Origin of the sequence: Nonomuraea sp. NPDC050680, assembly GCF_040654555.1 — a bacterium.
Lineage (GTDB): Bacteria > Actinomycetota > Actinomycetes > Streptosporangiales > Streptosporangiaceae > Nonomuraea.
This window is the reverse complement of sequence record NZ_JBFAIF010000015.1, coordinates 119,637-143,393: the sequence shown is the minus strand read 5'-3', so window position 1 is coordinate 143,393 and position 23,757 is coordinate 119,637. Positions and strand designations below refer to the sequence as shown.

At 70.3% G+C, this 23,757-nt stretch carries 24 protein-coding genes; 8 read left to right on the top strand and 16 right to left on the bottom strand.

Annotated elements, in window-relative coordinates; genetic code table 11:
- Nucleotides 1-30 precede the first annotated feature (30 nt).
- Nucleotides 31-1,005 (bottom strand): Gfo/Idh/MocA family oxidoreductase, encoded by a 975-nt coding sequence (locus AB0H88_RS36995; protein WP_357652854.1) that lies wholly within the window; start codon nt 1,003-1,005, stop codon nt 31-33.
- A 91-nt stretch (nt 1,006-1,096) separates the two neighbouring features.
- Here AB0H88_RS36995 and AB0H88_RS36990 point away from each other — a divergent pair, with 91 nt between their 5' ends.
- Nucleotides 1,097-1,723: a helix-turn-helix domain-containing protein gene (locus tag AB0H88_RS36990; RefSeq protein ID WP_357652852.1), complete on the top strand. Its 627-nt coding sequence runs from the start codon at nt 1,097-1,099 to the stop codon at nt 1,721-1,723.
- 150 nt (nt 1,724-1,873) lie between these two features.
- Here AB0H88_RS36990 and AB0H88_RS36985 read toward each other — a convergent pair whose 3' ends face one another.
- The gene (locus AB0H88_RS36985) at nt 1,874-2,197 is read right to left on the bottom strand and encodes a hypothetical protein (RefSeq protein ID WP_357652850.1); all 324 of its coding nucleotides are present in this window, start codon (nt 2,195-2,197) and stop codon (nt 1,874-1,876) included.
- A 587-nt stretch (nt 2,198-2,784) separates the two neighbouring features.
- On the opposite strand from AB0H88_RS36985, the gene AB0H88_RS36980 reads away from it, so the two are divergent.
- Complete coding sequence (locus AB0H88_RS36980; RefSeq protein ID WP_357652848.1) at nt 2,785-4,350, top strand: hypothetical protein; 1,566 nt, start codon at nt 2,785-2,787, stop codon at nt 4,348-4,350.
- Here AB0H88_RS36980 and AB0H88_RS36975 read toward each other — a convergent pair.
- Nucleotides 4,347-6,467 (bottom strand): tetratricopeptide repeat protein, encoded by a 2,121-nt coding sequence (locus tag AB0H88_RS36975; protein ID WP_357652846.1) that lies wholly within the window; start codon nt 6,465-6,467, stop codon nt 4,347-4,349. The genes AB0H88_RS36980 and AB0H88_RS36975 overlap by 4 nt on opposite strands.
- 137 nt (nt 6,468-6,604) lie before the next feature.
- Here AB0H88_RS36975 and AB0H88_RS36970 point away from each other — a divergent pair, with 137 nt between their 5' ends.
- The gene (locus tag AB0H88_RS36970; protein ID WP_357652844.1) at nt 6,605-6,973 is read left to right on the top strand and encodes a hypothetical protein; all 369 of its coding nucleotides are present in this window, start codon (nt 6,605-6,607) and stop codon (nt 6,971-6,973) included.
- Between the two features lie 154 nt (nt 6,974-7,127).
- Nucleotides 7,128-8,942 (top strand): asparagine synthase (glutamine-hydrolyzing), encoded by a 1,815-nt coding sequence (asnB, locus tag AB0H88_RS36965; protein WP_357652842.1) that lies wholly within the window; start codon nt 7,128-7,130, stop codon nt 8,940-8,942.
- A gap of 12 nt (nt 8,943-8,954) precedes the next feature.
- Here asnB and AB0H88_RS36960 read toward each other — a convergent pair whose 3' ends face one another.
- From AB0H88_RS36960 to AB0H88_RS36920, 9 genes are all read right to left on the bottom strand, one after another.
- A complete protein-coding gene (locus tag AB0H88_RS36960) occupies nt 8,955-11,189 on the bottom strand; it encodes a polysaccharide lyase 8 family protein (protein ID WP_357652840.1) in 2,235 nt (744 codons plus the stop codon).
- 216 nt (nt 11,190-11,405) lie between these two features.
- Entirely contained in the window at nt 11,406-12,140 is a 735-nt protein-coding gene (locus tag AB0H88_RS36955) for a YcnI family protein (RefSeq protein WP_357652838.1), read from the bottom strand.
- 67 nt (nt 12,141-12,207) lie between these two features.
- Nucleotides 12,208-12,789: an MFS transporter gene (locus AB0H88_RS36950; RefSeq protein ID WP_357652836.1), complete on the bottom strand. Its 582-nt coding sequence runs from the start codon at nt 12,787-12,789 to the stop codon at nt 12,208-12,210.
- Nucleotides 12,790-12,791: 2 nt separating this feature from the next.
- Complete coding sequence (locus tag AB0H88_RS36945) at nt 12,792-13,313, bottom strand: DUF305 domain-containing protein (protein ID WP_357652834.1); 522 nt, start codon at nt 13,311-13,313, stop codon at nt 12,792-12,794.
- 300 nt (nt 13,314-13,613) lie between these two features.
- Nucleotides 13,614-14,447, bottom strand: coding sequence for an anti-sigma factor (locus AB0H88_RS36940; protein WP_357652832.1), 834 nt, complete (start codon nt 14,445-14,447; stop codon nt 13,614-13,616).
- Nucleotides 14,444-15,124, bottom strand: a complete 681-nt coding sequence (sigK, locus tag AB0H88_RS36935; RefSeq protein WP_357652830.1) for an ECF RNA polymerase sigma factor SigK — start codon at nt 15,122-15,124, stop codon at nt 14,444-14,446. The genes AB0H88_RS36940 and sigK overlap by 4 nt, the downstream gene beginning before the upstream one ends.
- 78 nt (nt 15,125-15,202) lie before the next feature.
- Complete coding sequence (locus tag AB0H88_RS36930) at nt 15,203-16,018, bottom strand: SAM-dependent methyltransferase (protein ID WP_357652828.1); 816 nt, start codon at nt 16,016-16,018, stop codon at nt 15,203-15,205.
- A gap of 390 nt (nt 16,019-16,408) precedes the next feature.
- Nucleotides 16,409-17,131 (bottom strand): glycosyltransferase family 2 protein, encoded by a 723-nt coding sequence (locus AB0H88_RS36925; protein ID WP_357652826.1) that lies wholly within the window; start codon nt 17,129-17,131, stop codon nt 16,409-16,411.
- Nucleotides 17,128-17,475: an STAS domain-containing protein gene (locus AB0H88_RS36920; RefSeq protein ID WP_357652824.1), complete on the bottom strand. Its 348-nt coding sequence runs from the start codon at nt 17,473-17,475 to the stop codon at nt 17,128-17,130. Before AB0H88_RS36920 ends, AB0H88_RS36925 begins: the two co-directional genes overlap by 4 nt.
- Before the next feature lie 364 nt (nt 17,476-17,839).
- On the opposite strand from AB0H88_RS36920, the gene AB0H88_RS36915 reads away from it, so the two are divergent.
- A complete protein-coding gene (locus AB0H88_RS36915) occupies nt 17,840-18,103 on the top strand; it encodes a hypothetical protein (RefSeq protein WP_357652822.1) in 264 nt (87 codons plus the stop codon).
- Between the two features lie 103 nt (nt 18,104-18,206).
- Here AB0H88_RS36915 and AB0H88_RS36910 read toward each other — a convergent pair whose 3' ends face one another.
- Both AB0H88_RS36910 and AB0H88_RS36905 read right to left on the bottom strand, forming a co-directional pair.
- The gene (locus AB0H88_RS36910) at nt 18,207-19,319 is read right to left on the bottom strand and encodes a HAMP domain-containing sensor histidine kinase (RefSeq protein WP_357652820.1); all 1,113 of its coding nucleotides are present in this window, start codon (nt 19,317-19,319) and stop codon (nt 18,207-18,209) included.
- Nucleotides 19,316-20,029, bottom strand: coding sequence for a response regulator transcription factor (locus AB0H88_RS36905; RefSeq protein WP_357652819.1), 714 nt, complete (start codon nt 20,027-20,029; stop codon nt 19,316-19,318). Before AB0H88_RS36905 ends, AB0H88_RS36910 begins: the two co-directional genes overlap by 4 nt.
- 93 nt (nt 20,030-20,122) lie before the next feature.
- Between AB0H88_RS36905 and AB0H88_RS36900 the strand changes: the two genes are divergently transcribed.
- From AB0H88_RS36900 to yidC, 3 genes are read left to right on the top strand one after another with little or no spacing between them, the layout of a single operon-like run.
- On the top strand, nt 20,123-20,296 hold the full coding sequence (locus tag AB0H88_RS36900) for a hypothetical protein (RefSeq protein WP_357652817.1): 174 nt from the start codon (nt 20,123-20,125) through the stop codon (nt 20,294-20,296).
- Complete coding sequence (locus AB0H88_RS36895) at nt 20,293-20,514, top strand: DUF6412 domain-containing protein (RefSeq protein WP_357652815.1); 222 nt, start codon at nt 20,293-20,295, stop codon at nt 20,512-20,514. Before AB0H88_RS36900 ends, AB0H88_RS36895 begins: the two co-directional genes overlap by 4 nt.
- Nucleotides 20,515-20,566: 52 nt before the next feature.
- The gene (gene yidC, locus AB0H88_RS36890; RefSeq protein WP_357652813.1) at nt 20,567-21,214 is read left to right on the top strand and encodes a membrane protein insertase YidC; all 648 of its coding nucleotides are present in this window, start codon (nt 20,567-20,569) and stop codon (nt 21,212-21,214) included.
- Between the two features lie 10 nt (nt 21,215-21,224).
- Here yidC and AB0H88_RS36885 read toward each other — a convergent pair whose 3' ends face one another.
- Together AB0H88_RS36885 and AB0H88_RS36880 are read right to left on the bottom strand one after the other, a co-directional pair.
- Nucleotides 21,225-21,656 carry an ATP-binding protein gene (locus AB0H88_RS36885; protein WP_357652811.1) on the bottom strand — a complete coding sequence of 144 codons (432 nt, stop codon included), beginning with the start codon at nt 21,654-21,656 and terminating at the stop codon, nt 21,225-21,227.
- A gap of 142 nt (nt 21,657-21,798) precedes the next feature.
- A complete protein-coding gene (locus AB0H88_RS36880) occupies nt 21,799-23,667 on the bottom strand; it encodes a PAS domain S-box protein (RefSeq protein ID WP_357652809.1) in 1,869 nt (622 codons plus the stop codon).
- Nucleotides 23,668-23,757 lie beyond the last annotated feature (90 nt).

Genomic DNA, 23,757 nt, shown 5'->3' with positions numbered 1-23,757 from the left:
GATGCTCACCGTGCGAGGACCCGGAGCCGGTTACTGGATGCCGCGGAGGGGAAGTCCCGCCTTGCGGTAGATGTCGTCGATGACCGTCATGTTGGCGACGGAGTCCGCCGGCGGCGTCAGCGGCGGGGTGCCCTCCCGCACCGCCGCCACGAAGGCGCGCAGCTGGCAGGTGTACGTCGGGTCGCCCGCGACGCGCTCGCGGCGCCGCCGGCCGTCGACGGTCACGGTCAGCCGGTGGAAGAGCTGCGGGGCGACGAAGTTCGTGAGGCGCAGCGACCCGCGTTCGCCGTCGACCCGCGCGGCGATCTTGAGTAGGTTCCCCGACCACATGGAGGCGTGGATCCGCCCGGTCGCGCCGGTGGGGAAGCGCAGGTCGGCGGCCATCGCCCGGTCGACGCCCGGCGAGCGCAGCAGGGCCGCCGCGCCCACGACCGAGGGCTCGCCCGGCCCGAGCGTGCGCAGGCAGTGCACCGCGTAGCAGCCCGCGTCCATGAGCGCGCCACCGCCGAGCTTCAGCGAGTAGCGGATGTCGGAGAACTTGGGGAGCGGAAAGCACATCCATGTCTCGACATGCCGGACCTCGCCGAGTTCGGTACCGACGATCTCGAGTACCCGTTCCATCAGCGGGTGATACCGGTAGTGGAACGCCTCCATGACCACCACACCGGACTTCGCGGCGGCGTCCGCGACGGACCGCGCCTCGGCGGCGTTGGAGGTGAACGGCTTCTCGGCGAGCACGTGCTTGCCCGCCTCGATCGCCTTGAGCGTCCACTCGGCGTGCAGGGCGTTCGGCAGCGGGTTGTAGATGGCGTCCAGGGAGGGGTCGGCGATCAGTCGCTCATAGGAGTCGTGCACGAGCGGGATGCCGTGCTTGGCCGCGAACTGCTCGGCCCGCGACCGGTCCCGGGCGGCCACCGCCGCCACCTCGACCTCGGGTACGGCGCGGGCCGGCTTGACGAGCGCCATGGGGGTGATGCGAGCTGCGCCGAGCGTCCCGATTCGCATGATCGCATGATGCCAGACCGCCCTGCCGCGTGTCGCTTTGCCCGGACTTGACAGCCGATCTGTTGGAGTGGACGTTCAGGAAAGGAGCGGCGTGGAAAGGATCATCTCGGCCGCGACACGCTTGTTCGCGGCCCTCGGATACGACGCGACGACGATGGTGCAGATCGCCGAGGCCGCCGACCTTGACGTCGAGACCGTCATGGAGCTCGCCGGCTCGAAGCGGGAGCTCTATCTGGCGGTGATGGGGCGCGGTTACACAGCGCAGAAAGCCCTGTTCGAGCGGGCCCTCGCTCGCTTCGACGAGTCGGGAGCCCCACAGATAGCGACGAGCGTCCACGCGCTGGTCGACGACTACCTGAACTTCTGCCTCGACAATCCCGACATCTCCGCGTTGCTGGTGCACCGCTGGCTGGGCGACGCCGCCGATCTGCAGAACCTGGAGCAGATCTACAACGAGCCGTTGGTCCATGCGGTCTACAGCAAGTTCAAGGCAGCCGCCGAGGCGGGCCTCATGGACTCCGAGGCCGACGTGGAGCTCTGCGTGCGAGCGATCGCCTGGTCCGTCATCATTTTCGTGCGCTACGCCACGATGACCACGCCCCCTGCCAGCTTCTCCGAAGGCGAAAGGAGCGTGGACCGCTTCCGCGCCCACCTGCATCGGATCACCACCCGGATGCTCGGCCTGTCGCCCACGAGCACGGCCGAAACACCTTCCTGACTCCCCGCGGGGCCCGGTTCCGGCCGAAGCGAGATTCACCGCCAAGCGCGCCGAAGAAGGCGCCTTTCCCACATGGGGGATCGCCCCGCGCGATGGTGTCACGCGGAGCGATCGTTGTGCGTGGGTTGTGCGTGGGCCGGTGCTGGTGGGTCAGTGGTTGTTGTGATCCCACCCACCATTGTTGTGGTGGTGATCCCACCAACCATGGCCGTGACCGCCCATGCCACCGCCGCCGCCGCCGCTCTTACACCACTGCTTGTGCCAGCTTCCGTGGCTCCAGCAGTACTTGCAGTAGTTGTGGTGGCTGTCCCACTTCCACTTGCACTTATTGGCCGCGCTCAGCGGCGTGGTGGTCACCTGCTCGGCGGTGGGCGGGCAGGCGCTCGCGGCGCTGGCGGCCTGCGTGCCGGCCGTTCCGGTGACGATGACGGTGGACGCCGCCAGGGCGGCGGTGAGAAGCAGACGCTTGAGCACCAGAGATCACTCCCTGAATGACGATCGGTCCCCCGATTGATGATGAGGGTCGGATGAGAGCGCCGGATTCGGTTTCCCCGGGATACGCCGATACGGCATGAACATATCCCACCATAATCGCGGCGAGCGGCCCGGTCTCCCGGAGACAGGCAAAGCCTCATTTCACATCATGCCGCCATATAATACGAATGTGCTGGATATGTCGTGAAATACGGGATTGCACGAGGAGGAGTGCCCCAAAGCATCGTGCCGGGAATTCCTCGCCATCGCCGGAGAGGTGCTCGGCGCTTCCCCCGGCTCTTCAACGACACGCCAGGAATATGGTAAATGACGGAAAAGGTGATTGCCCGGTGCTCGGCCGCGAGCGGCCCTCACTGACCGGCCGCCCGCGCCGCCGCATCGACGGGACCTCCCGGAGAATGGGACGGTCGCGTACCTGTACGACGGGTCCGCGTCATATGGTGGGCTTTTACTGAGGAATCGGGCCGGTCGGAGTGGTGGTGAGCGGCGAGGGTTGGCTTCGTGTACCGATCGGCCCCGGGTCTCGCCGTTGGCGCACGGTCGGCACCAGCCGGAACATCCTCGTGGTGGCGCGTACGGTCACCTCGGCGAGCCGGCTGCTGGACGTGCTGCCGCTGTTCCGTTCGGATCCTCGCGTCCAGGTGCTGTTCACCGTCGCCGCGGGCTCGGCGTTCGACGACGGGATCGGCGACTATCTGCGGGACGTCGAGGCACGTGTCGTCTCCTGGGCACAGGCCGTGGACACGCCGTTCGACCTGGCCGTCTCCGCCAGCGCCAACGGCGACCTGCACCGGCTGAGGGCCCCGCTGCTGCTGGTCCCGCACGGCGCCGGGCACAACCGGCTGCTCCCCGCGGCGGGCGGCGTCTCGGGTCTCGCCCGGCGCCAGCTGATGCACGACGGCCGACTCGTACCGGCGGCCATCGCCCTGCCGCATCACGAGCAGCTGACCCGGTTGGCGGGCGAATGCCCGGAGGCGGTGCCTCTGGCCGTGGTGACCGGCGATCCGTGCTTCGACCGGATCCTGGCGAACGCCGCGCGGCGCGAGCGCTACCGGCGCGCCCTCGGCACCGGTGACCGCAAGCTGGTGCTGATCAGCTCCACCTGGGGTGAGCACTCCCTGCTCGGCGCCAACGACGACCTGGTCGCGCGACTGACGGCCGAGTTGCCGGTGGACGAGTACCAGGTGGTCCTGGCCGCGCATCCGAACGTCTGGTACGGCCACGGCGGCCTGCAGGTCCGGCTGTGGCTGGGGGATGCCCTCGACGCCGGTCTGGTGCTGCTCCCTCCCCGGCAGGGCTGGCAGGCGGCGCTCCTGGCGGCGGACGTGGTCGTGGGCGATCACGGGTCGGTCACCTTCTACGGCGCCGCGCTGGGCCGCCCCACCCTCCTGGCCTCGTCCGGTCGCGAGGCCGAGGAGCTCGATCCGGCCTCCCCCACGGCCGCGCTGTCGCGGGCGCTGCCCCGCCTCGACCCATTGCGGGACCTGCCGGGGCAGATCGAGAGGGTCATGGACACGTACCGGCCGGGCGCCTATGACGAGGTCACCGAGCGGACGCTGGGCGAGTCCGGCCAGGCGGGCACGTTGTTACGGCACGTCGCGTACCGGCTGATGGACCTCGAACCCGGCCCCGAGCCCGCCGCCACCGCGCTGCCCGATCCCTTGGGAGAGCGTGGGGAGGTGCTCTCCTTCCTGGTCGAAGCCGAGGTCCAGGACGGCACCGTGTCCCTGCGCCGCTTCCCGGTGACCGGCGCGGGGCAGCGCCTCCCCGTGACCGGCGCGGGGCAGCGCGTACGAGATCCGCATCTCGTCGTGGACGCCGAGGAGCCGGACCGGCGGCGGCTGGAGAGCGCCGCCATCATCGTGCGCGGGGACCCGGCCGACGGCTGGGCGGCGGAGACTCTGCGGCGCTACCCCGGCTGTCTCATGACGGCCGAGGTGGCCGGTGCGCGGCGGGTCCGGCTGGCGCTGCGGGACGGGCGGCGGTTCGACGTCAACGCGGCCGCCGGAGCGCGCGGCGACCTCGACCCCCGATGCCTGCCGTCCGCGGTGTACGGCTGGCTGGCCCACGGCGACGGCCCCTTGACCACCGTCCGGGTCGGCCAACGGGAAGCGGCCATCCGTCTGGCTTAGTCGCTCAGGCGGGCGCGGAGTTCCTCGGCCTTGGGCAGGTTGCCCGAGGCGAGACAGACCGCGATGGCCTGCCGCAGATAGCGCCCGGCGTCCCTGCGGTCGAGGTCGGCCAGCAGTTCCAGGGCGCGCGTCTCCTTGGCCGGAATGCGGCGCTCGCGCATGATGTCCGCGGCGATCCGCGCCGAGTGCAGCGCCTGCGCGGAGTGACCGAGCTCGCGGTGGGCCTCACCCAGGACGAGGTGGATCTTCCCCTGACTGAGCCGGTCACCTACCGAGGTCATGAGAGCCAAGGCCCGATCGAAGGCGGCGATCGCCGTTTCGTGTCGGCCCGCCCGGCTGTGGACCAGGCCGAGATGGTAGCTCTGCAGGCCGATCCCCCGCGTGTTGCCCAGCCCTTCGTGGATGGCCAGCGCGGCGGCGAAGTGGGCGACGGCATCCTCCATCAGGTCCCGGGCCTGCCCGAGCGACTCCAGGGCCTCCCCTTGGGCTCGGGCAGCCTGGCCGAGCGACTCCAGGGCGGCCGCTCGGGCCAGGGCGGCCTGCCCGAGTGACTCCAGGACGACCGCCTCCATCCTCGGGTCGTCCGCCTCGCGGGCCGCCCTGCGCGCGAGGACCAGCTCGGCCTGGGCCTGGTCGGTTTCGCCGAGCTCCAGGTGGGCGCGGGCCACCTGGTTCCGCATCCTGGCCTCCACGGCGTGGTCGCCGCCACGCAGCGCCGCGGCCACGCCCAGCCGGTTGGTCTCGATCCAGTCCGCGTAGTGCTTGCGCTCGTGGTAGAGCGGCCACAGGGCCTCGGCCAGCTGCCAGACCAGCTCGTCCCATTCACGGGCCGCCGCCGCGCGCAGCAGCGCGAGCACGTTGGAGCGCTCCTTCTCCAGCCAGTCGAGGGCCGCGCCGGGTGTGGCGAACGGCAGGCCGACGGCCGACAGCCGCTCCCGATGGTCGGCCAGGCGCAGCCGGGGACCCATGGCGGCGTCGGCGGCGGCCACCTGCCCCAGGTACCACTCCGCCACCCGCCGCAGCGCCGCCTCCCGCGCCTCGGGCGGGTCCACGCGCCGCGCGCACCGGGCCGCGTGCAGCCGGACCAGGTCATGGAAACGGTACGTGTCGTCGTCGAGCTCTTCGACGAGACTCGCGTCGAGCAGCAGGTCCAGCAGGTGATCCGGCTCGCCCTCCAGGACGGCCCGCGCCACCCCCACCGAGAAGCCGGGGCCGGGCAGCGTGCCCAGCAGGCGGTAGAGCCGGGCCGCCTGCTCCGGCAGCCCGGTGTACGCGGAGTCGAAAACCGCTTCGACGATCGCTCTGCCCTCCGTCTTCAGGTGGTCCAGCCGTCGCTCGGCGTCCCGCAACTCGCCGACCAGCCGATCGACCGTCCACGTCGGCCGTTGGACCAGCCGCGCCCCGGCCACCCGCAGGGCGATCGGCAGGCCGCCGCACAGCCGTACGAGCTCGCTCACCCGCTCCCGCTCGGCGGCGACCCGGTCCTCGCCCAGCATGCCGGACAGGAGGCGTACCCCCTCCTCGTCCTGGAGCGGCGCGACTCTGACCGGCCGCGCGCCCGCGACGAGCAGCTCGCCGAGCTGGTGGTGGCTGGTCACGACGACCGCGCTCGCGGCGGAGGCGGGGAACAGCGGCGTCACCTCGGCGGCGTGCTCGGCGTCGTCCAGCAGCACGAGCAGCCGCAGGTCGGCCGTCATGGAGCGGAACATGGCCGCCCGTTCCGGCAGCTCCGCCGGGATCCACTCCTCGTGGACGCCGAACGCGCGCAGGAACCCGCCGAGAACGTCGCTGACCTCAGTGCCGCCCCGGTGCCGCAGCTCGCCGAAGTCGGCGTACAGCTGGCCGTCGCTGAACCGCTCGTGGACCTGGTGCGCCCAGCGGCGGCTGACCGCGCTCTTGCCGACTCCCTTGAGACCGCTGACCACCGCGATCGCGGGTCCCTCCTCAAGGAGAAGGAGGCGGTCGAGCAGCGCCAGCTCCGTGGTCCTGTTGACGAAACCGGGCGGCGCGGCGGGCAGCTGCCGGGGGATCCGTACGGGCGGCGGAGGCGTGGCGCCTATGGTCACCGACCCTATGTCCCTGGCCTGCACCACCCCGCCGGACACCTGTCCGGACACTTCGTTGCGTATATCAGCGTCATTCGCCTGCCCACCGCTCTCCGGCCCAGCCACGGTTCAGTAGTGTTCCCGTCGCACTGGATCGTGGCAAGCGGAGCGCTAGTCTGGGAGAACGTCCTTGACGAAAAGAGCTTGCGATGGATCCGAGCGTCATTCCCGCGCTGGCGGCGGTCATCTCCGCGATAGTCGGCGGCGCCGCGGGCGAAGCCGGCAAGAATGCCTGGACCTCTTTGACGGGCCTCGTACGCCGCCGTTTCGGCGACGACGCCGTAGCCGCCATCGAAACAGCACCGACTCCGGAGGAAACCGCCAAAAGCCTGGTCGAACGCGCACAGGAAGACGCTGAATTCGGGCAGAACCTAACGTCGTGGACCACGGAGACGGCCCGGCTCGTCCAGATCAAGCACGACGTGTCCAACACGATCAGCGGCGACGCCCAGATCACCGGCCCGGTGCTCCAAGCAGGTGACATTTTCGGGTCGATCAATTTCGGCAAATCCAGTTAGGCCTGATAGGTCCGCCCGATACTGCTATTTCAGCTGTTAAGCGCCTGCTTTGTACGAGCCTTCCGTTCCCGTCCATAGACCAACCGCCTATGCGCGGATACGTTGCACGTATCCCGATATGACGACACCCCCAAACCCTTGGGAGGACTTTCGCATGTGCGGAATCGCCGGATGGGTGGACTTCAGCCGCGACCTGGCCAGTGAACACGGCACCGCCCAGGCCATGACCGAGACCATGAGCTGCCGGGGCCCGGACGATCGGGGCCTGTGGCTGTCACCGCACGCCATACTCGGCAACCGGCGGCTCGCGGTCATCGACGTCGAGGGGGGCCACATGCCCATGACGGCCGAGGGCCCGGTCGTCATCACCTACAGCGGGGAGATCTACAACTTCGTCGAGTTGCGGGCCGAACTGGCGGCCAAGGGGCACCGCTTCCACACCAGGAGCGACACCGAGGTGGTGCTCCACGGCTACCTCGAATGGGGTGCGGGCGTCGCCGACCGGCTCAACGGCATGTACGCCTTCGCCGTCTGGGACGACCGCGACCAGGAGCTCCTGCTGGTGCGCGACCGCCTGGGCGTCAAGCCGCTCTACTACTACCCGCTGCGCGACGGCGTGCTGTTCGGCTCCGAGCCGAAGGCCATCCTCGCCAACCCGCTGGCCGAGCCGGTGGTGGACACCGACGGCCTGCGCGAACTGCTCACCTTGGGCAGGAGCCCGGAGCGGGCCGTCTTCAAGGGCATGCGCGAGCTGCGCCCGGGCCACCTGCTCCGGGTACGTCGGGAGGGGCCGGCCATCCGCCGCTACTGGGCGCTGGAGCCGCGCGAGCACACCGACGACCTCGACGTCACCGTCGGCACGATCCGCGCCCTGCTCGAAGACATCGTGGGCCGCCAGCTCATCTCGGACGTGCCCCTGTGCAGCCTGCTGTCGGGCGGCCTGGACTCCAGCACCATCACCGCGATGGCCAGGAAGCACGGGCAGATCCGGTCCTTCGCCGTGGACTTCGCCGGGTACGCGGAGAAGTTCCAGCCCGACGAGCTACGTGGTGATCCGGACGCGCCGTTCGTCCAGGAGCTCGCGCGCTACGTCGACGCCGACCACACCGACATCACGCTCGACACCGCGGAGCTGGCCGACCCGCGCCTGCGGTCGTCGGTGGTGCGTGCCTACGACATCCCGAACTTCATGGGCGACATGAACGGCTCCCTGTACATGCTGTTCAGGGCGATCCGCGAGCACTCCACCGTGGCCCTGTCCGGCGAGTCGGCCGATGAGCTGTTCGGTGGGTACGCGTGGTTCCACGCGCCGCAGGCGGTCGAGGCCGACACCTTCCCGTGGCTCGCGATGGTGATGCGGGACCACGGTCCGAGCGATCTGCTCGACCGGGCGCTGTTCGACCGGCTCGACCTACCGTCGTTCACCGCCGACAGTTACCGGAGCGCGCTGGCCGAGGTGCCGTACCTGCCTGGTCAGAACGGCCTCGAACGGCGGATGCGGGAGGTCTGCTACCTGCACCTGACCCGGTTCCTGCCGGTCCTGCTGGACCGCAAGGACCGGCTGAGCATGGCCGTCGGCCTGGAGGTCCGCGTACCGTTCTGCGACCACCGGCTGGTCGAATACGTCTTCAACACACCGTGGGCGATGAAGACCTTCGACGGCCGGGAGAAGAGCCTGCTCCGCGCCGCCGCCGGCGACCTGGTGCCCGAGTCGATCCGGCGGCGGGTCAAGAGCCCCTACCCGGCGACCCAGGACGTCGCCTATGAGCAGGCACTCCGCGACACCTTGGGCGACCTCGTCCGCGCCGGGAAGGCGCCAGTCCTGCCGCTGCTCGACGCGGCGGCCGTCAGGGAGATCACCGCGGGCCCGGTCGGCAAGACGACCACGACGATGTCGAGGATGAGCCTGGAGCTGGCCCTGGACCTGAACGTCTGGCTCGAGTCCTACAACGTCCGCCTGGACCTGTAGACCGGGTCGCCGCTAGCCCAGCCTCACGGTGATCGTCTTCGAGCTGCCGCCCCGGTCCGACAGCCGCCCCCACCGGAGGGTGAGCCGCGCGCCCGTCGTGGCACTCACCAGGAGCGGATGGCCGCGCAGCACCCGGGTCACCGGCCGGTCCCAGGTCACGGTCAGCTCGCTCAGGTCGCGCCGGGGATCCGACACGGTCAGCGTGGCCGTGCCGTCGCCGCACTCCTTGACGAGGACCGCGCACGGAGCGGAGGCGGTCAGGCCGTCGGCCGCTCCGGCGTTCCAGAAGTTGACGGCGGTCAGGCCGAGCGACGGCACCTGGACGCCCTGCTGACGGGCGGTGTTGGCCAGGACGCGCAGCCAGGTCGGGTCGGTGGCGCGGGCACGGGTCCGCGCCGGGGTCGCCCCCGGGAGGAGCACGTAGAAGTAGCCGGCCGCGTCGGGGTCGATCCCGTGATCGAGCCAGAGAGTCACATAGCTCCGGGTCACCGAGCCGGCGGCGCGGTCGTCGCGCAGCGTGCGCAGGAGGCCGTGGAAGACGTAGCCGCCATGGCCCGCCAGGTGCGCCCAGCCCGCCTTCTGGTCGAGGGTGAGGAGCGCGCCGGTCCGGCGGTTGTCCACGATGGTCTCGACCGGCACACCGTCCCGCCCGGTGATCCCGGCGCCCAGGCAGACCACGGCGTCGTCGAGGAAGAACCACGACTTGAACGCCTCCATCGTGCTCTGGAGGCCGTTCAGGTGCTGGCCGATCGCCGCGTACCTGCCGTCGGTGGCGCCGCCCACCCAGCGGCCCGGCGGGCAGGTGTCACCCCACGCCGCGCCGGCGCCGTCGGCCAGCCGCTTGGTGGAGACGGTCGTGCCCGGAAGCCGGTAGGGGTCGACGGTGGCCCAGAAGGAGTCGGAGTACTGGTCGCCGTGGCCCTTGGCCCACCAGTAGAGCATTCCCGAGCCGGTGTGCCAGCCGCGTAAGTTCTCGCCGTTGCCGTGCTCGTAGTGGCCGATCCGGTAGGAGGCCATGCTGAGCCCCGCGCACCAGCCCGGCCCCCGGTGGACGGCGCGGGCGCTCATCGGCAGCAACCGGTGCCCGGCCGGTTCCGGCGCGGCGGGGATCGTCTCGTCGTCCAGGATCGCGGCGAGGCGGGCATGAAACCCGAGATCGGCCTCTTCAAGCATCGGCTGGACCGTGTCACGCACCGCCCAGCCCTTGACCATGCCCTGCCAGCGGGTCCGCGCCGCGACGGGCGCCGCGTCCCCCAGCAGCAGGATCGCCGAGGCGATCAGCCGCCCCCTCCTGTGGTCACCGTACGGATCCCGGCTGATCCCCCGCCCGCTGACCAGGTCCATGCAGAAGCCGTCGTGGACGAACGGCGCGAACGACCGCTCGACCATGTCGAAGAGGTTCGGGGCGGTCACCTCCCACGGAGTGCCGCGCAGCACCGCGAACAGCGTCGCGAGGCCGGACAGCATCACCATTCCGTATCCGCCCTGGTAGGGGATGGAGGTGTGCTGGATGAACGAGCCGTCCCGGTAGAAACCATCACCCTCGGTGACGTACGGGAAGACCGGGGCCAGCGCCGAGACGGCCAGCGCGGCCTTGTCCGCGTCGGATCTCAGGATGGCGCGCAACAGCATCACCGTGCACAGGTCCACCCGGTTGGCTCCGGTGCTGTTGCCGCTGTAGTCGCCCAGGCGCCATTCGGGCACGAAGTGGTCCACGGCCTCGCTCAGCGCCCGGCTCTGAGGGTCCGTCAGGTGCGGGCCGATCAGCAGGGCCACGTCGAGGAGCCGCTTCGGGGTGCCGATCTGCCAGGGCCACCAGTTGCCGACCGGGCGGGCGCCCGCCGCGTACACCTGCCGCCGGTAGTGATCGAGGCCGGTGGCGACGGCCGCGGCCAGGCTCGCGTCGCCGGTCAGGCCGGTCCCGGGTAACGCGTACGCACGGGCCATGGCCTGCAGCCGCACCGGGGTCTGGACGAAGGACGGGAACGCCAGGCCGGGCCAGAGCGACGTGCCGGTCGGCGCCATGGTGTCCCGGTAGCCGGCCGCGGTGCCGCCCAGCCGTACGAGCCTGGTCCGGTACGGCTCCGCGGTCGCGTCGAACCCCGCTCCCGCCGTCACGTCCCGCCATCGGCGGCGCAGGAGGGCGAAGTCCGCCGGGTGGGCTGATCCCCGCGAGGTGGGGATCAGCCCGCCGGTCACGGCGGCACCGCCGAGCCGGAGGAACAATCGCCTGGAGTACTCGTTCACGCAGGGATCAGTGGCCGGCGACTAGCTGGGTGGCTGCGGTCACCACGGATGCGCGGCCGCCGGCCGTGTCCCCGTACGAGACCCGCTGCTGGATGTCGCTCATCGCCGCTCCCCCTCCGCCTGCCGCTACCGCTGTCGCAGGTGTGAACAGGCTAGCGGCCGACTGATCGGGAAGGGGCGACAGCGGCGCGTCAGGTCGGGGAGATAACTGGCTAGTCAGGCGGCCGGGGAGCGGCGCCTGAGGCTCGCCAGTCCCAAGCCACCGCCCAGGAGCCCGGCGATGATGCCCGCCACGCCCATGACCCGGGCGGTGCCATCGGACGCCGGCGACGAGGCGGACTGCTTCATCACCGCGACGGTCTGCTGCGCGGCGGGCGGTGCCGCCGTGGTCATGGCCATCCCGGAGTGCTCCCCGTCGGACGCCGCCGCCACCAGCTTCAGCGTGGGCAACGGGTGCTCCGCCTCCGTGCCGTCGGTCTTGGGGGCGTCCGCCCACTTGACGACCTCGCCGCCGGTGTAGGTCTGCTCGGTCGGGAAGGCGATCTCGTCCACGTCCTTGGGCAAGGGCCCGACCGACACCTCGAACTCCTGGAACTGTCCCGGCTCGATCTTGCCCCCGGTCCACGTGACCTTCAGGACGGATTCGGTGACCTTGTCCCCGTCGTCGGCGACCACAGGCTCGGGCAGCTTGCCCTCGGTCAGCTCGGCCTTCCAGCCGGGCACGGGCTTGACCGAGACGAAGGGCAGGGGGTGGTCGGTGGGGAAGGTGACGACGAGTTTGGTGGTCGAGGCGTCGTCACGCTCGTTGGGCACCCGGAAGGCGAGCTTGGTCCAGCCGCCCTTCTCCGCGGTCCCGGGGTTGATCGTGACATGGGCGAGGGCGGGGAGGGCGAGGCCCACGGTGAGGGCCAGGGCTGCCGCGGCGACGGTGCCGATTCGGCGGTAGAACATGGAAGTCTCCACTTCGTTTTCGGAAATGCCGGACACGACGCGCTGGACTACTCGCGTCGTTGGGGGGTCAGGCAGAACGAAGTGGTGGGCCGCGCCGTACGACCGCGTACCGCAACATGCGCTCGCGCGGCCGGTCGGGAACGAGATCCGCGGCCACGGGGGCGGCGGGCGGCCACAGAGGGCCGGCTACGGGCGTGAGGATCCGTACGGCGCGCGAGGCGAGACGGCGCAGCAACGACCAGAGGGCGGCCTCGCCGCCGGCCAGCCACCACGCGGTCAGCAGCGTGGCGACGGCGTGACACAGGAACATGCCGGGCCAGGTGCTCTGGCCGTGGACACCCGCCAGGTGCGGGGACTCGCCCGTCGAGGCGAACAGCACGTGCAGGCCCACCTGCGCCGTGCCGAGCAGCCCGATGATCATCGGCTGGGATCGCTCCCGGCCGGCCATCGCGGTGGCCGCGACCAGCACGACGGCGCCCGCGCCCGCGACCATGGCCGGCCCCGGGGCGTTGCCGCCCGCCAGCCAGTGCCCGATGGCGGACAGGGCCACGCAGACGGCCGTGAACGAGGCCGACCGCGCAAGACGCATCGGCAGCCTGGCGCGCGTCGCGCCCACCTGCCGCCGCTGCGAGTCCTGTGTACGGGTCACGATCAGGCCTGGTGCTCCTTGATCTCCGCGATCTGGGCGGTCTGCTCGCTGACGAGCCGCGTCGCCATCTCGATCGTGGGACCGTGCTTCCCGCCGCTCTGCGCGGACGAGGCCATCATGACACCGTGGTCGAGGTGCTGCGAGATCAGCGACAGCCAGAGGGTGTCGAAGGCCTTACCGGACTTCGGGGTCAGCTGGGCGACCTGCTGGGCGACGCCCTTGGTGTCCTCGGCCGGTACGGCCACCTGCCAGGATTTCAGCCACGACGACATCTTCTCGATGTCGGCCTTCTCGTTGGTCTCCAGCTTCTGGCTCAGTTCGCGCACGTACGGCGTGTCGGTGCGCTTCGCGACCAGCTCGGCCAGCTGAATGGTCTGCCGGTGATGAGTGATCATCTCCTGGCTGAAGGTGACGTCCTGCTGGTCGTAGGCGGCCATGGCGGCGGGCGTTTCCGCCGCCGACGCGGCACACCCACCGGTCAGCGTCGCGCACAGCAGCGCGCCGACGATCGTGGTCCAACGCATGCTTCCCCTTGGGGGTGTGGGGATGGGTCACGTGGAGATACGCGGTGCGCCGGATAACAGTTCAACAACGGGCCGGTCGGCGCGTCACTCACGAGATGGCCTGGAGTGACGCGCTCGCCGGCGCTGCCGTAGCAGGTATTCGAGGCTGCCCCCCCGGATGGATGGGCGACGGTGGATGAATCAGCGTGGATGGATGGCGGTCGGGGGGTCAGGTGGCGGGCACCGGGCGGTGACCGTACTCCGCGGTGTCGGGGTCAGGTGGCGGGCACCGGCCGGTGACCGTACTCTGCGGTGTCGGGGTCAGGTGGCGGGCAGGTTCACCAGGAACAGCGGCCGGGTGGTCGGCTGTGCGGAGCCGCCGGCCGGTTCGATGGTGACGCCGAGCTTGGCCACCCCGGGCCCCGGCGCGGCGATCACCGGCAGTGTGCGCCCGGCGGCGTCGGCGCTGAGGAGCCCGGCCGACCTGATCCGTCCAGGGGCCAGCTGCCAGAGCTGATAGACCTGGCCTTCCGGCAGGCCGGCCAGCCCGGCGGCCAGGAACACCATTTTGCCCCGCGAGCGCGACACGACCACCGTGCCGCGACCGCCCTGCTTGGCCGAGGCCGTGGCGATGCGGGAGTCCGGCGCGGTCAGCACCGCGGCGACCTCCTGGTTCATCCGCCGTGCCTGGTCCAGCTCGTCACGGGCCCGCAAGGCGCCGGCACCGAACACGACGACCGCCGCCAGGCAGGCCGCGACGCCCACGGCCGCCACCAGCGGCCGCCACCGCAGCCACGGCCGAGGCCGCCGGGACCGCTGGGACCGCCCCTCGTGGCGCGGCCCAGCCCGTCGCTCGGGACGCCGCTGTGTCCCCCAGCTGTCTTCCTGGGCGGGTACGGCAATGGCCGGCGGGACCTGCCGGACCTGGTCGATCTGGGCGAATACCCGCTCCTTGAGGCGGGGCGGCGGCTCGACGGCCACGGCGGAACCCAGCCGGGCCGCGGTCTCGGCGAACGCGGCGACCTCCAGCGCGCACTCGGCGCACCCGCTCAGATGGTCCTCGAAGCGGCGCCGCTCCAGCTCGTCGTCGACGGCGTCCAGCGCGTACGCGCCGACCAGCGTGTGCGGATCGGGCCCGCCGGCCATACCTCTCATCGCTCCACCCCCAGGCAGTCGCGCAGCCGGATCAGCCCGTCCCGCATCCTGGTCTTCACCGTCGCGAGCGGGACTTTGACCAGCTCAGCGACCTCACGATAGGAATATCCGCCGTAATAGGCGATGGTGACCGACTCTCGCTGCAACGCGGTCAGGCCCTGCAGACAGCGGCGCAGGCGTTCGCGTTCGAGCCGGCCTTCGACGGATTCGGCGACCTCGTCGAAGGGCCGGTGCACGTCCATCCGGGCCGCCCGCTCCTCGCGATCCATACTCGCCTGAGCCGAGCGGACCCGGTCGATCGCCCGGCGATGCGCGATCGTCAGCACCCACGCTATCCCCGAGCCCCGGCCCGGCTGGAAGCGCGCCGCGTTGCGCCACACCTCCACCAGAACCTCCTGAGCCACCTCCTCGCTCTGGGCCCGGTCCCGGAGCACCCGCAGCACGAGCCCGAACACGCGCGGCGCCACCACCTCGTACAGCCGCTCGAACGCCGCCCTGTCCCCCCGCGCGACGTCCTCCAGCAACTCCTCGACCCCGGGGACCCGCTCCCCTCCCCAGCCCGACGCACGTCCTGGTTCGATGCGGCCCGACGCACGTCCTGGTTCGATGCGGCCCGACGTGGGTCCCGGTTCGATGCGGCCCGGTTCGGTGCGGCCCGGTTCGCGTCCCGCTTCCATGCACCCTCCCGCCGTGGCCGACGCGGCGCCGGCTACAGGTGCTTCGGATCAGAGAGCGCGATGGATGTCCTGGAGCTCCTACGGCTTGCGCGCGACTCCGCACACCGCGCTCACCAGCTTGGACGGCTCGTCCCACGCGTCGGTGGGCCGCCGCCACTGCGGAGTGGGTACGACGCCGGGCTCGACAAGGTCGAGACCCTCGAAGAACATGCCCATCTGGGCGGGATCACGCAGATGATAGGAGTTGGCGGCCGCCTTGTTGTAGGCGGCGACGGCCTCCATCAAGGCCGGGTTGGTGTTGGTGCCGTCGCTGAGCACGAGGTAACTGCCCGGCGACAACGGGGCCATCAGCCGGTCGACGATCCCCCACGGGTCGTCCTCGTCGGGCACCTGTCCGGCGATGCTCAGCATCACCAGGGCGATCGGCCGGCTGAAGTCGAGAGTCTTGGCCGCGCCTTGGAGGATCACGTCGGGGTTGCGCACGTCGGCGTCGATGTACGCGGTGACGCCCGGCTCGGTGCTGGTCAGCAGGGCACGGGCGTGGACCAGCACGATGGGATCGTTGTCGACGTAGACGACCCGGGTCTCGGGGGCGGTGCGCTGGGCGACCTCGTGGATGTTGTTGGCCGTCGGCAAGCCGGTGCCGATGTCCAGAAATTGGCGGACTCCGACCTCTTCCACCAGGTACGTGACCGCGCGGATGAGGAACTCCCGCTGCAGCCGAGCAACCTCGGCGAAGTCAGGAAATGTCCGAAGGAGCAGCTCACCGGCCTCGCGGTCGGGCGCGAAGTGGTCCTTGCCGCCCAGCAGATAATTCCACACGCGGGCTGAATGGGGGATGGTCGTGTCAATGCGCTCCCAGGCAGACTGGGCGGCAGGGCTGTCATCGCTCATGACACTCCATTCCTGAGGTTGACCGCGGCCCCCGGCCACGCTCGTCCAAGAGCCACTTTAGTGGGCTCTTCGGACATAACGCGTACGAGATGTCCGCCGGCAACCGCCTGCATGCCGGACGTCACACGCCGGAGTCCGGACACGTGTGCGATCTACACGCTCCCGACCACGCGAGCCCAATCCGCCCACCCGGCACCCGGCACCCGGCACCCGATCGCGCGAGCCCAATCCGCCCACCGGCACCCGGCACCAGTGAACAGACCCGCACCGACAGTTCCGTCGGCGGCTCGAAGGCCGCGTCCCCCGGATGCCCACAGGCCAGCAAAACAGCACATTTCCCGGCCGATCAGGAAAGTTGGGGAAGTTTGCCGGGGAAAGGGACGGCGGGGGTTAGCGCTTTGGCCGGATTTTGTCGAGGTTTTGGGTGATTAGCGGCTCCCGAGTGGCGAGCGCGAGAGCCACATCCCGTAGTTGCCTGGCCCGATGCACCTGGGAACGCCAGCCCGTGCCGGAGGCCCGATGAGCCATCTCCACCTGGACCTCCTCCACCCGATAGCCCTTGCGCAGCAGGTCGATCGTCAGCGCCGTCTCCACACCCCACCCGTGCGCCAGCGGCCGGGCGGCCTCGAAGGCGTCTCTGGTGATGCAGCGCTGGCCGTTGAGCGGCTGAGCGGTCTCGAAGCCGGTGGCCCTGCGGATGCCGTCCCTGGACAGGCGGACGACCAGGCCGTGGCCGCCCAGCTTGACGCGGGTGACGAAGACCGCGATGGTCATGTCGGCCTGGCCGGCGCGTACCGGCTCGATCAGCGGAGAGGCGGCCCGGGCGGTGTCGCCCAGGTCGGCGTCCAGGAAGAGTAAGTGGTGCGGCGTCTCACCATCGAGCAGGCGCACGGCTTCTGCGCCCGACTCCATGGCCGCCGCCTTGCCGCGGTTGCGGCTGTGCCGCACCACCCTGGCCCCCGCCGCCCGCGCCACCCGGCCGGTCTGGTCGGTCGAGCCGTCGTCGACGACCACGACCAGATCGACGCCGGGCAGGGCGAGCGCCGCGGTAACCGTGGCACCGATGCGGTCGGCCTCGTCCTTGGCCGGGACGATGACTGCCGTATCTTTCATGACCCCTCGGAGATGAGGAACTCCTGCGGCACCTCGTCATGCACGGTGAAGACCGAATCGAGACCGGTGACCTGCAGAATCTTGCGTACGGCCGGCCGTGGGGCGGCGACGTCGAGCGCCCCGCCCTGCTCCTTGACGCGTTTCAGCGCGGACAGCAAGACGTTCATCCCCGTGGAGTCGCAGAAATCCACGCCGGACATGTCGATGACCACGCGGCTAGGCCCCTCCTGCAGCAGCCGAGCGAACTCCGCCTGCAGGTGGGGTGCCGTATAGAGGTCGATTTCACCGGTGATGGCGACTAGCGCATGGCCGGCATGTGATCGAGTCGAGACCTTGAGCTCCACATGGGCAGGCTAGCGGCGCGGAGGCTTCCGGTCACGTTGTCACGCCGATAGGGCAACCTCAGGATTTTGTCCTCCGTTTGGACTCCATGAAAACAGAGAGTACGCGAAGCTTGACTATGTGACACCGGCATGGCCGGAGAGGGGGGCGGCCCGGCAACTCGCTTCTGGTCACTACTTCACTTGAGAAGGAGGGGCCGGGCGAGACCCACGGGCCCGAGCATTCATGAGAACAGAGAAACCCGAAGACCCGCACCGACGACGGCTCCGCGAACGACTGGAAGCCATCCTCATCCGCACAGAGAAGGCCACCTCGTGGCATGACAGAGTGGGGCGCCTGCGTAGCCTGATCAATCACGAAGGCTTCGTGCCCGTACACACGAAACTCGCCGGCGAAGACCTCGACTTCCTCGCCGACGCCCGCGCCGACCTGCTCAGATTCTCCGAGCTCGGGCTGCGGCTGTTCGACCTCCACCAGCCGCGCGACGCGGGCGGCATCACGAGCGACGCCGAGCACCCCATCCTGCGGTGCCGGAGTTGCATGTGGCGCTGGCCGTGCCCGACGTTCCGCGCGATGTCCGAGTCGTTCGGCGCCGGCCACGACAACAGTGCCCTCCCGGAGTCCGGTTGAACATCCCGACCCGATCGACCTGAACGACCTGAACGACCCGATCGACCCGATCGACCCGATCGACCTGAGCGATCTGAACGACCCGAGCGACCTGACGGGCGCGCTATCCCGAGACCAGCGGCAGCCGGATCTCGAAGCGGCAGCCCGGCCCGTCGTTGACCACACCGATCACCCCGTCGTGCGCCTCCACGATGCCCTGCGCGATCGCCAGGCCGAGCCCGGCCCCGCCGTCTTTGGTCGGGGTCCGGGCCGCCTCGCCCCTGAAGGCCACCTCGAACACCCGGTGCAGGTCCTCGTCGGGGATCCCCCCGCAGCAGTCGCTGACCGACAGGCACGCCATGCCCGAGTCGACGGCCGCCCGCAACACGACCGTGCGGTCCGACGGCGTGTGCCTGATCGCGTTCACGACGAGGTTGCCCAGCGCCCGGCTCAGCGCGTTCGGGTCCGCCCGCACGGGGACCGCCTCGGCGGCCTCTGCGGTCAGCCGCACCCCCTTGGCGCGGGCCAGCGGCTCGGCCCCGGCGAGCGTGTCGGCGACCAGGTCGGCGAGCCCGATCCGGGCAGGAGTGAGCCGCAGCGCCCCGGCGTGGATCCGCGACAGCTCGAACAGGTCGTCGACCATCGCCGACAGCCGCTCCACCTCCAGCTTGATCTGGCCGTGATAGCGCGCGACGGTCACGGAGTCGGACACCACGCCGTCTTCGAGCGCCTCGGCCATCGCCCGCAGCCCGGCGAGCGGGGTGCGCAGGTCGTGGCTCACCCAGGCGACCAGCTCGCGCCGCGCCCCTTCCAGGGCGCGCTCCCGCTCGTATGCCTCCTCCAGGGTGTTCGCGATCGTCTGCAGCTCCGACGGCAGCCCCTTGGGCGCGGTGAACGGCAGGTCGCGTACCGCCGCCACCAGCCGCCTGCTCTCGCCCACGACCCGCCTGGCCAGGACGAACGCCACCCCCAGCCCGACCAGCCCGCCGACGGCCACCACGCTGAGCACGATGTCCCTGACCGCGCCCTCGATGATCATCTTGAGCGTGATCGCCACCACGCCGGCCAGCGTCGCCACGATCGCGACCACCATGACGACGGCCAGCATGACCCCGATCGAGCGAGTACGCAGCCGCCACATCACGGACACGCCCAGGACCCCCACCAGCAGCCCCAGCCCCGCCGTGACCGCCACGATCATCCCCAGATCGCTCATCACCGCGGGATGGGGAGTCATGACTCACCCTCGAGTGGCGGGCCTTCGAGCGGTTCGTACCGGTACCCCACGCCCCAGACCGTGACGATCCGCCGCGGCGCGGTCGGATCCGGCTCGATCTTCTCCCGTAGCCGCCGGACGTGCACGGTCACCGTGGAGGAATCCCCGAACGACCATCCCCACACCTGGTTGAGCAGCGCCGAGCGGCTGAACGCCTGACGAGGGTTGCGCACGAGGTAGGCCAGCAGGTCGAACTCGCGGGCGGTGAGCAGCACCTCGGCCCCACCCAGCCGTACCTCGTGGGCCCCGACGTCGACCACCAGGTCGCCGTCACGCAGCACGCCCGTGCCGCCCGTAACCGAGGCGCCGCGGGCGCGGCGCAGCACCGACTGGACGCGCAGCGCCAGCTCACGCGGGCTGAAGGGCTTGGTCACGTAGTCGTCGGCGCCGGTTTCGAGGCCGACCACGCGGTCGATCTCCTCGCCGAGCGCGGTCAGCATGATCACCGGGACCGGCCAGCGCTCCCTGAGCTTCCTGCACACCTGCAGCCCGTCGATCTTCGGCAGCATGAGGTCGAGCACCATCAGATCAGGCGGGCTGGCCAGCGCCCGCCGCAGCGCCTCGGCGCCGTCGCCCACGCACTCGACCTCGTGCCCGTCGCGCTCCAGATATCGCGCCACCACTTCGGCCACGGTCGGGTCGTCGTCGACCACCAGGATGCGCGTGTTCACCCTTTCACCGTACGGCGAGGCGTGCCGAATCGACACTTACGTCATTGCTTCGTAAGCCTCGCGGATCATGCTCGCAGGACGTACGGTGGGCGCATGAGTCGCGTCGTCATGCTCGTGCTGGGGGCCCTCCTGGGCCTCTTCGTGCTGTTCAATTTCGTGATCCCCATGATCATGGGCCTGCTCAAGGTCGCCCTGATCATCGGTGTGGTCGCCCTTCTGGTGTTCATCGCCGTCACCTTGGTCGGGAAGTCGTCCTCGTCACGGTGACGCTGTTCCTGTTCGACCCCTGGCTCATCAGCGTGACCATGGTGGCGATCCTGCTGATCGCCACCTGGGCCGCCCGGCTGCTGCCCGCCACCGGCGGCGACGCGCCCGGCTTCCCGCTGATCTATGCCCGGCGCACGGCCTTCCAGCGCCAGCGCCACCCCGCGGCGGCCGGCCGGCCACGGCCACGAGCTCCGTCATCGCGCCCCGCTTCCGGCTAAGCGGGGCTCTCTTCAGTGAGCCCTGATCCATCTTTCATTGATTGAAGGGCTCATGTTCGACTCTCTCGTCTCATTTCTGCTGGCCGTCTCCGGTGACAACGCGGCCGTGGCCATCTTGCTGTTCACCGTGGCCGTACGCCTCCTGTTGCTGCCGCTCGGCATCCGCCAGGCCCGCGCCACGCAGGTACAGAAGCGCCTGGCGCCCAAGCTGGCCGAGTTGCGGAAGCGGTGGTCCCGCAACCCCGAGCGGCTGGCCAAGGAGACCACCAAGCTGTACGCGAAGGAAGGCACCTCGCCGCTGGCCACGATCCTGCCGGGATTGGGGCAGCTTCCGTTCATGTGGGTGATGTATCGGGTCGCCACGCACCCGACCGCTTTCCTGGGCCATGACCTGCTGGGCGCCCCTTTGGGACAGCATGTCGCGGGAATTGTCACCAATTACGGTCTGGTTAGCGTGCCATTTTTGGTCTTTGCTGTGCTCATCGCGCTGATCGCGGTCGTGGCGTGGCTTTCGGCCCGCAAGATCAGCGCCACACTGCCCGACGAGCAGCCCGCGCTGATGCGGAAGATCATGCCGCTGATGCCGTTCGGCACGGTGCTGGCCGCCGCGGTACTGCCACTGGCCGCGGGGCTCTACCTGCTGATCAGCACGGCGTGGACCGTGGGAGAGCGCGCGGTCCTGGCCGCCCGGCCTCTCTGAGCGCTGGCCGCTACCCGGCCTCTCTCAGCGCGTGGACCTGCCCGTTCATCAATCCGTTGGGTGCGTGCAAGATCGCCCACACCGTGGTGATGTCACCGTCGTGGCGGACTCCCCAGCTCTCCGCGACGTACTCGACGATGCCGAGCCCCCTGCCCCCGAGCGACGACAGAGTCGGCCGGCCGGCGCGGGGCTCGGTGGCCGCGCCGCCATCGCTCACAGCGACCTCGATGTGTTCGTCACTCCGCAGCCAGGCCACCCTGATCATGCCCGACGGCAGCGGATGCGCATGCCGTAGCGCGTTGCTCAGCAGCTCGCTCACCACGAGGACGGCATCGTCGATCGCGGTGGCGAAAACACCACAATCCTGCAGGTCAGTGCTCAGCCGCTGGCGGGCGACGGCGACACTGGACGGCGCGTACGGCAGTAGCACCACGCTTGACACACCCACCTCCCCGCTCCCAGTGCCCCCCACGGGAACACTCCCCGGTACGACCGAAATGCCCCGTTACTCGATCCCAGAAACCGCATCTCGATCACAGCTTGTACACATCGGACGATAGATCAGCTTAACCGTTACCACCTCGTTACCGCAGCGGTGTGTCGGATCGGATAGAGGAAGCGTTACCCAACACGAGCCGCATTCGAGTGCCTCCACCGGGTCGCGAATGGGCACTCACATCGCCGCCCTGAGCCCTGGCCAGACTGCGCACGATGTAGAGCCCGAGGCCGACCCCGCCGAACCTGCGACGGTCACCGCTGTCGACCTGGACGAACCGCTCGAAGACCCGCTCCCGGTCCGGCGCGGCGATGCCGACGCCCTCGTCGTCCACGACCACGATCACGGCGTCGTCCTCGGGCCAGGCGCCCACGCTGATCAGGCCGCCAGTCGGTGAGTACTTGAAGGCGTTCTCCAGCAGCTGGCCGAGGATGATGTCGGTGGCGAGCGCGTCGCCTCTGACGTACGGCAGCGCGTCAGGGATGGCCACCTCCACCCGGTGCCTGTCGGACAGCACGGGCAGCCCGAGGGTGGCCGCGTGGATCCGCTCGGCCAGATCGAACGCCTCGATGCGCACCTGCGGTTCGTCGGCGCCCGCCCTGGCGCCGAGCAACAGATGATCCATGAGCTGCCCGAGCGACCTGGCCCGCTCAGCGATCGTGTGGACGGCGGAGCGCCGCTCGGTGTCGGTCAGCTTGTCCCAGCGTGCGTCGAGCGTGCTGGCGAACCCGCGCACGATCGTGATGGGCGTACGCAACTCATGGCTGGTCGTGGCCAGGAACAGGTCCTTGGCCTCCTCCAGCTCCTTGGCCGTGGTCACGTCGCGGAAGTCGACGACCACCTCTCCGGTCTCCTCGATCTGGGCGCTGACCACGTCCAGCCAGCGCCCGCTCTCCAGCTGGTAGGTGAGCTTCTCTCCCGGGCTGGGCAGCGGGAAGGGCAGCGGCCCGCCGATGACGGCCTCTCTCGCCGTCGCGGTGAGCTCGGCGGCGGCCGGGTTCCACTGGCTGACCCGCCCGGCGCGGTCGAGCACGGCGATGCCGTCGGCGCTGGCGTCGAACACCGCGCGCTCGTGCGCCCGCTGCCGTACGGCCTCCTGGTAGGCCACCGCGTTGCCGACCGCGATGCCGGCGTGCCCGGCCAGCAGCTCCAGGAGCTCGAGCTCCAGGTGGCCGGGCTTGCGCTCGGCGAACAGCGCGTACAGTGCGCCGTAGGGACGGCCACCGACCGCGGCCAGGCCGAGCGCGATCGTGTGCAGTCCGTCGAGCTCCGCCCACACCAGGTCGCCGAGGCCCTGCGACTCCAGCATCACCGTCTTCCCGGTGCGTAAGAGCTTGCCGACCAGGCTGGTACGCAGGTCGGCCGTCACATCCTTGAGCGAGTCGGGCAACTGGTGCGCGCTCACCAGCCGCAGCCGCTCGCCCTCGATGAGCACGAAGCCGCCCGCGTCGGCGCCGGTCAGCTCGGTCAGGCTGGCCGCGATGCGGTCGAGCACCGCGGACAGCTCCAGCTCGGCGTTGATGTCGCCGACCACGTCGGTGAGCCGGCGCACCAGCCTGGCCCGCCGCGCCATGCGATTCCTGGCGGCCTCGTCGGCCTCGGTCAGATGGTGCACGAAGACGTAGCCCGCCACGGCGCTGCCCGTGAGCAGCGCGCTCGTGTCGACCCTCAGGTCGAGCACGGTGCCGTCCCTGCGCAACCGCTTGGTGCGCAGCGACACCTGGCCGCCCGTGCGCACCCGTTCGAGCACCGCGTTGTGCTCCGCTGTCAGCTCCCCCGGCACGATCGGCGCCCTGCGGCCCAGCATCTCCTCGGCCGACCAGCCGAAGAGCCGCTCCGCCGCCCGGTTCCAGACGAGTACGGTCTGGTCCCTGTCGAGCGCGACCACGGCGTTGGGCGAGCTGGCGAGCACCGCGCGAGCGATCTCATCGTCACTGCCTGCTCTGTCGTCACCCACACCTCCATAGTGCCTGTGGCGTGCGGCGTTCGTCGGGCGATCCGTCCGATACGCTGCGGGCACGGCCTTTCAGGGCGGCGGAAGAGGGTG

Bases quoted from the DNA above. Each gene is read 5' to 3' on its own strand.
- AB0H88_RS36995 (WP_357652854.1), bottom strand. From the start codon at position 1,005: ATGCGAATCGGGACGCTCGGCGCAGCTCGCATCACCCCCATGGCGCTC.
- AB0H88_RS36970 (WP_357652844.1), top strand. From the start codon at position 6,605: ATGGATCCGAGCGTCATTCCCGCGCTGGCGGCGGTCATCTCCGCGATA.
- asnB (WP_357652842.1), top strand. From the start codon at position 7,128: ATGTGCGGAATCGCCGGATGGGTGGACTTCAGCCGCGACCTGGCCAGT.
- AB0H88_RS36955 (WP_357652838.1), bottom strand. From the start codon at position 12,140: ATGTTCTACCGCCGAATCGGCACCGTCGCCGCGGCAGCCCTGGCCCTC.
- AB0H88_RS36945 (WP_357652834.1), bottom strand. From the start codon at position 13,313: ATGCGTTGGACCACGATCGTCGGCGCGCTGCTGTGCGCGACGCTGACC.
- AB0H88_RS36940 (WP_357652832.1), bottom strand. From the start codon at position 14,447: ATGAGAGGTATGGCCGGCGGGCCCGATCCGCACACGCTGGTCGGCGCG.
- sigK (WP_357652830.1), bottom strand. From the start codon at position 15,124: ATGGAAGCGGGACGCGAACCGGGCCGCACCGAACCGGGCCGCATCGAA.
- AB0H88_RS36930 (WP_357652828.1), bottom strand. From the start codon at position 16,018: ATGAGCGATGACAGCCCTGCCGCCCAGTCTGCCTGGGAGCGCATTGAC.
- AB0H88_RS36925 (WP_357652826.1), bottom strand. From the start codon at position 17,131: ATGAAAGATACGGCAGTCATCGTCCCGGCCAAGGACGAGGCCGACCGC.
- AB0H88_RS36910 (WP_357652820.1), bottom strand. From the start codon at position 19,319: ATGACTCCCCATCCCGCGGTGATGAGCGATCTGGGGATGATCGTGGCG.
- AB0H88_RS36900 (WP_357652817.1), top strand. From the start codon at position 20,123: ATGAGTCGCGTCGTCATGCTCGTGCTGGGGGCCCTCCTGGGCCTCTTC.
- yidC (WP_357652813.1), top strand. From the start codon at position 20,567: ATGTTCGACTCTCTCGTCTCATTTCTGCTGGCCGTCTCCGGTGACAAC.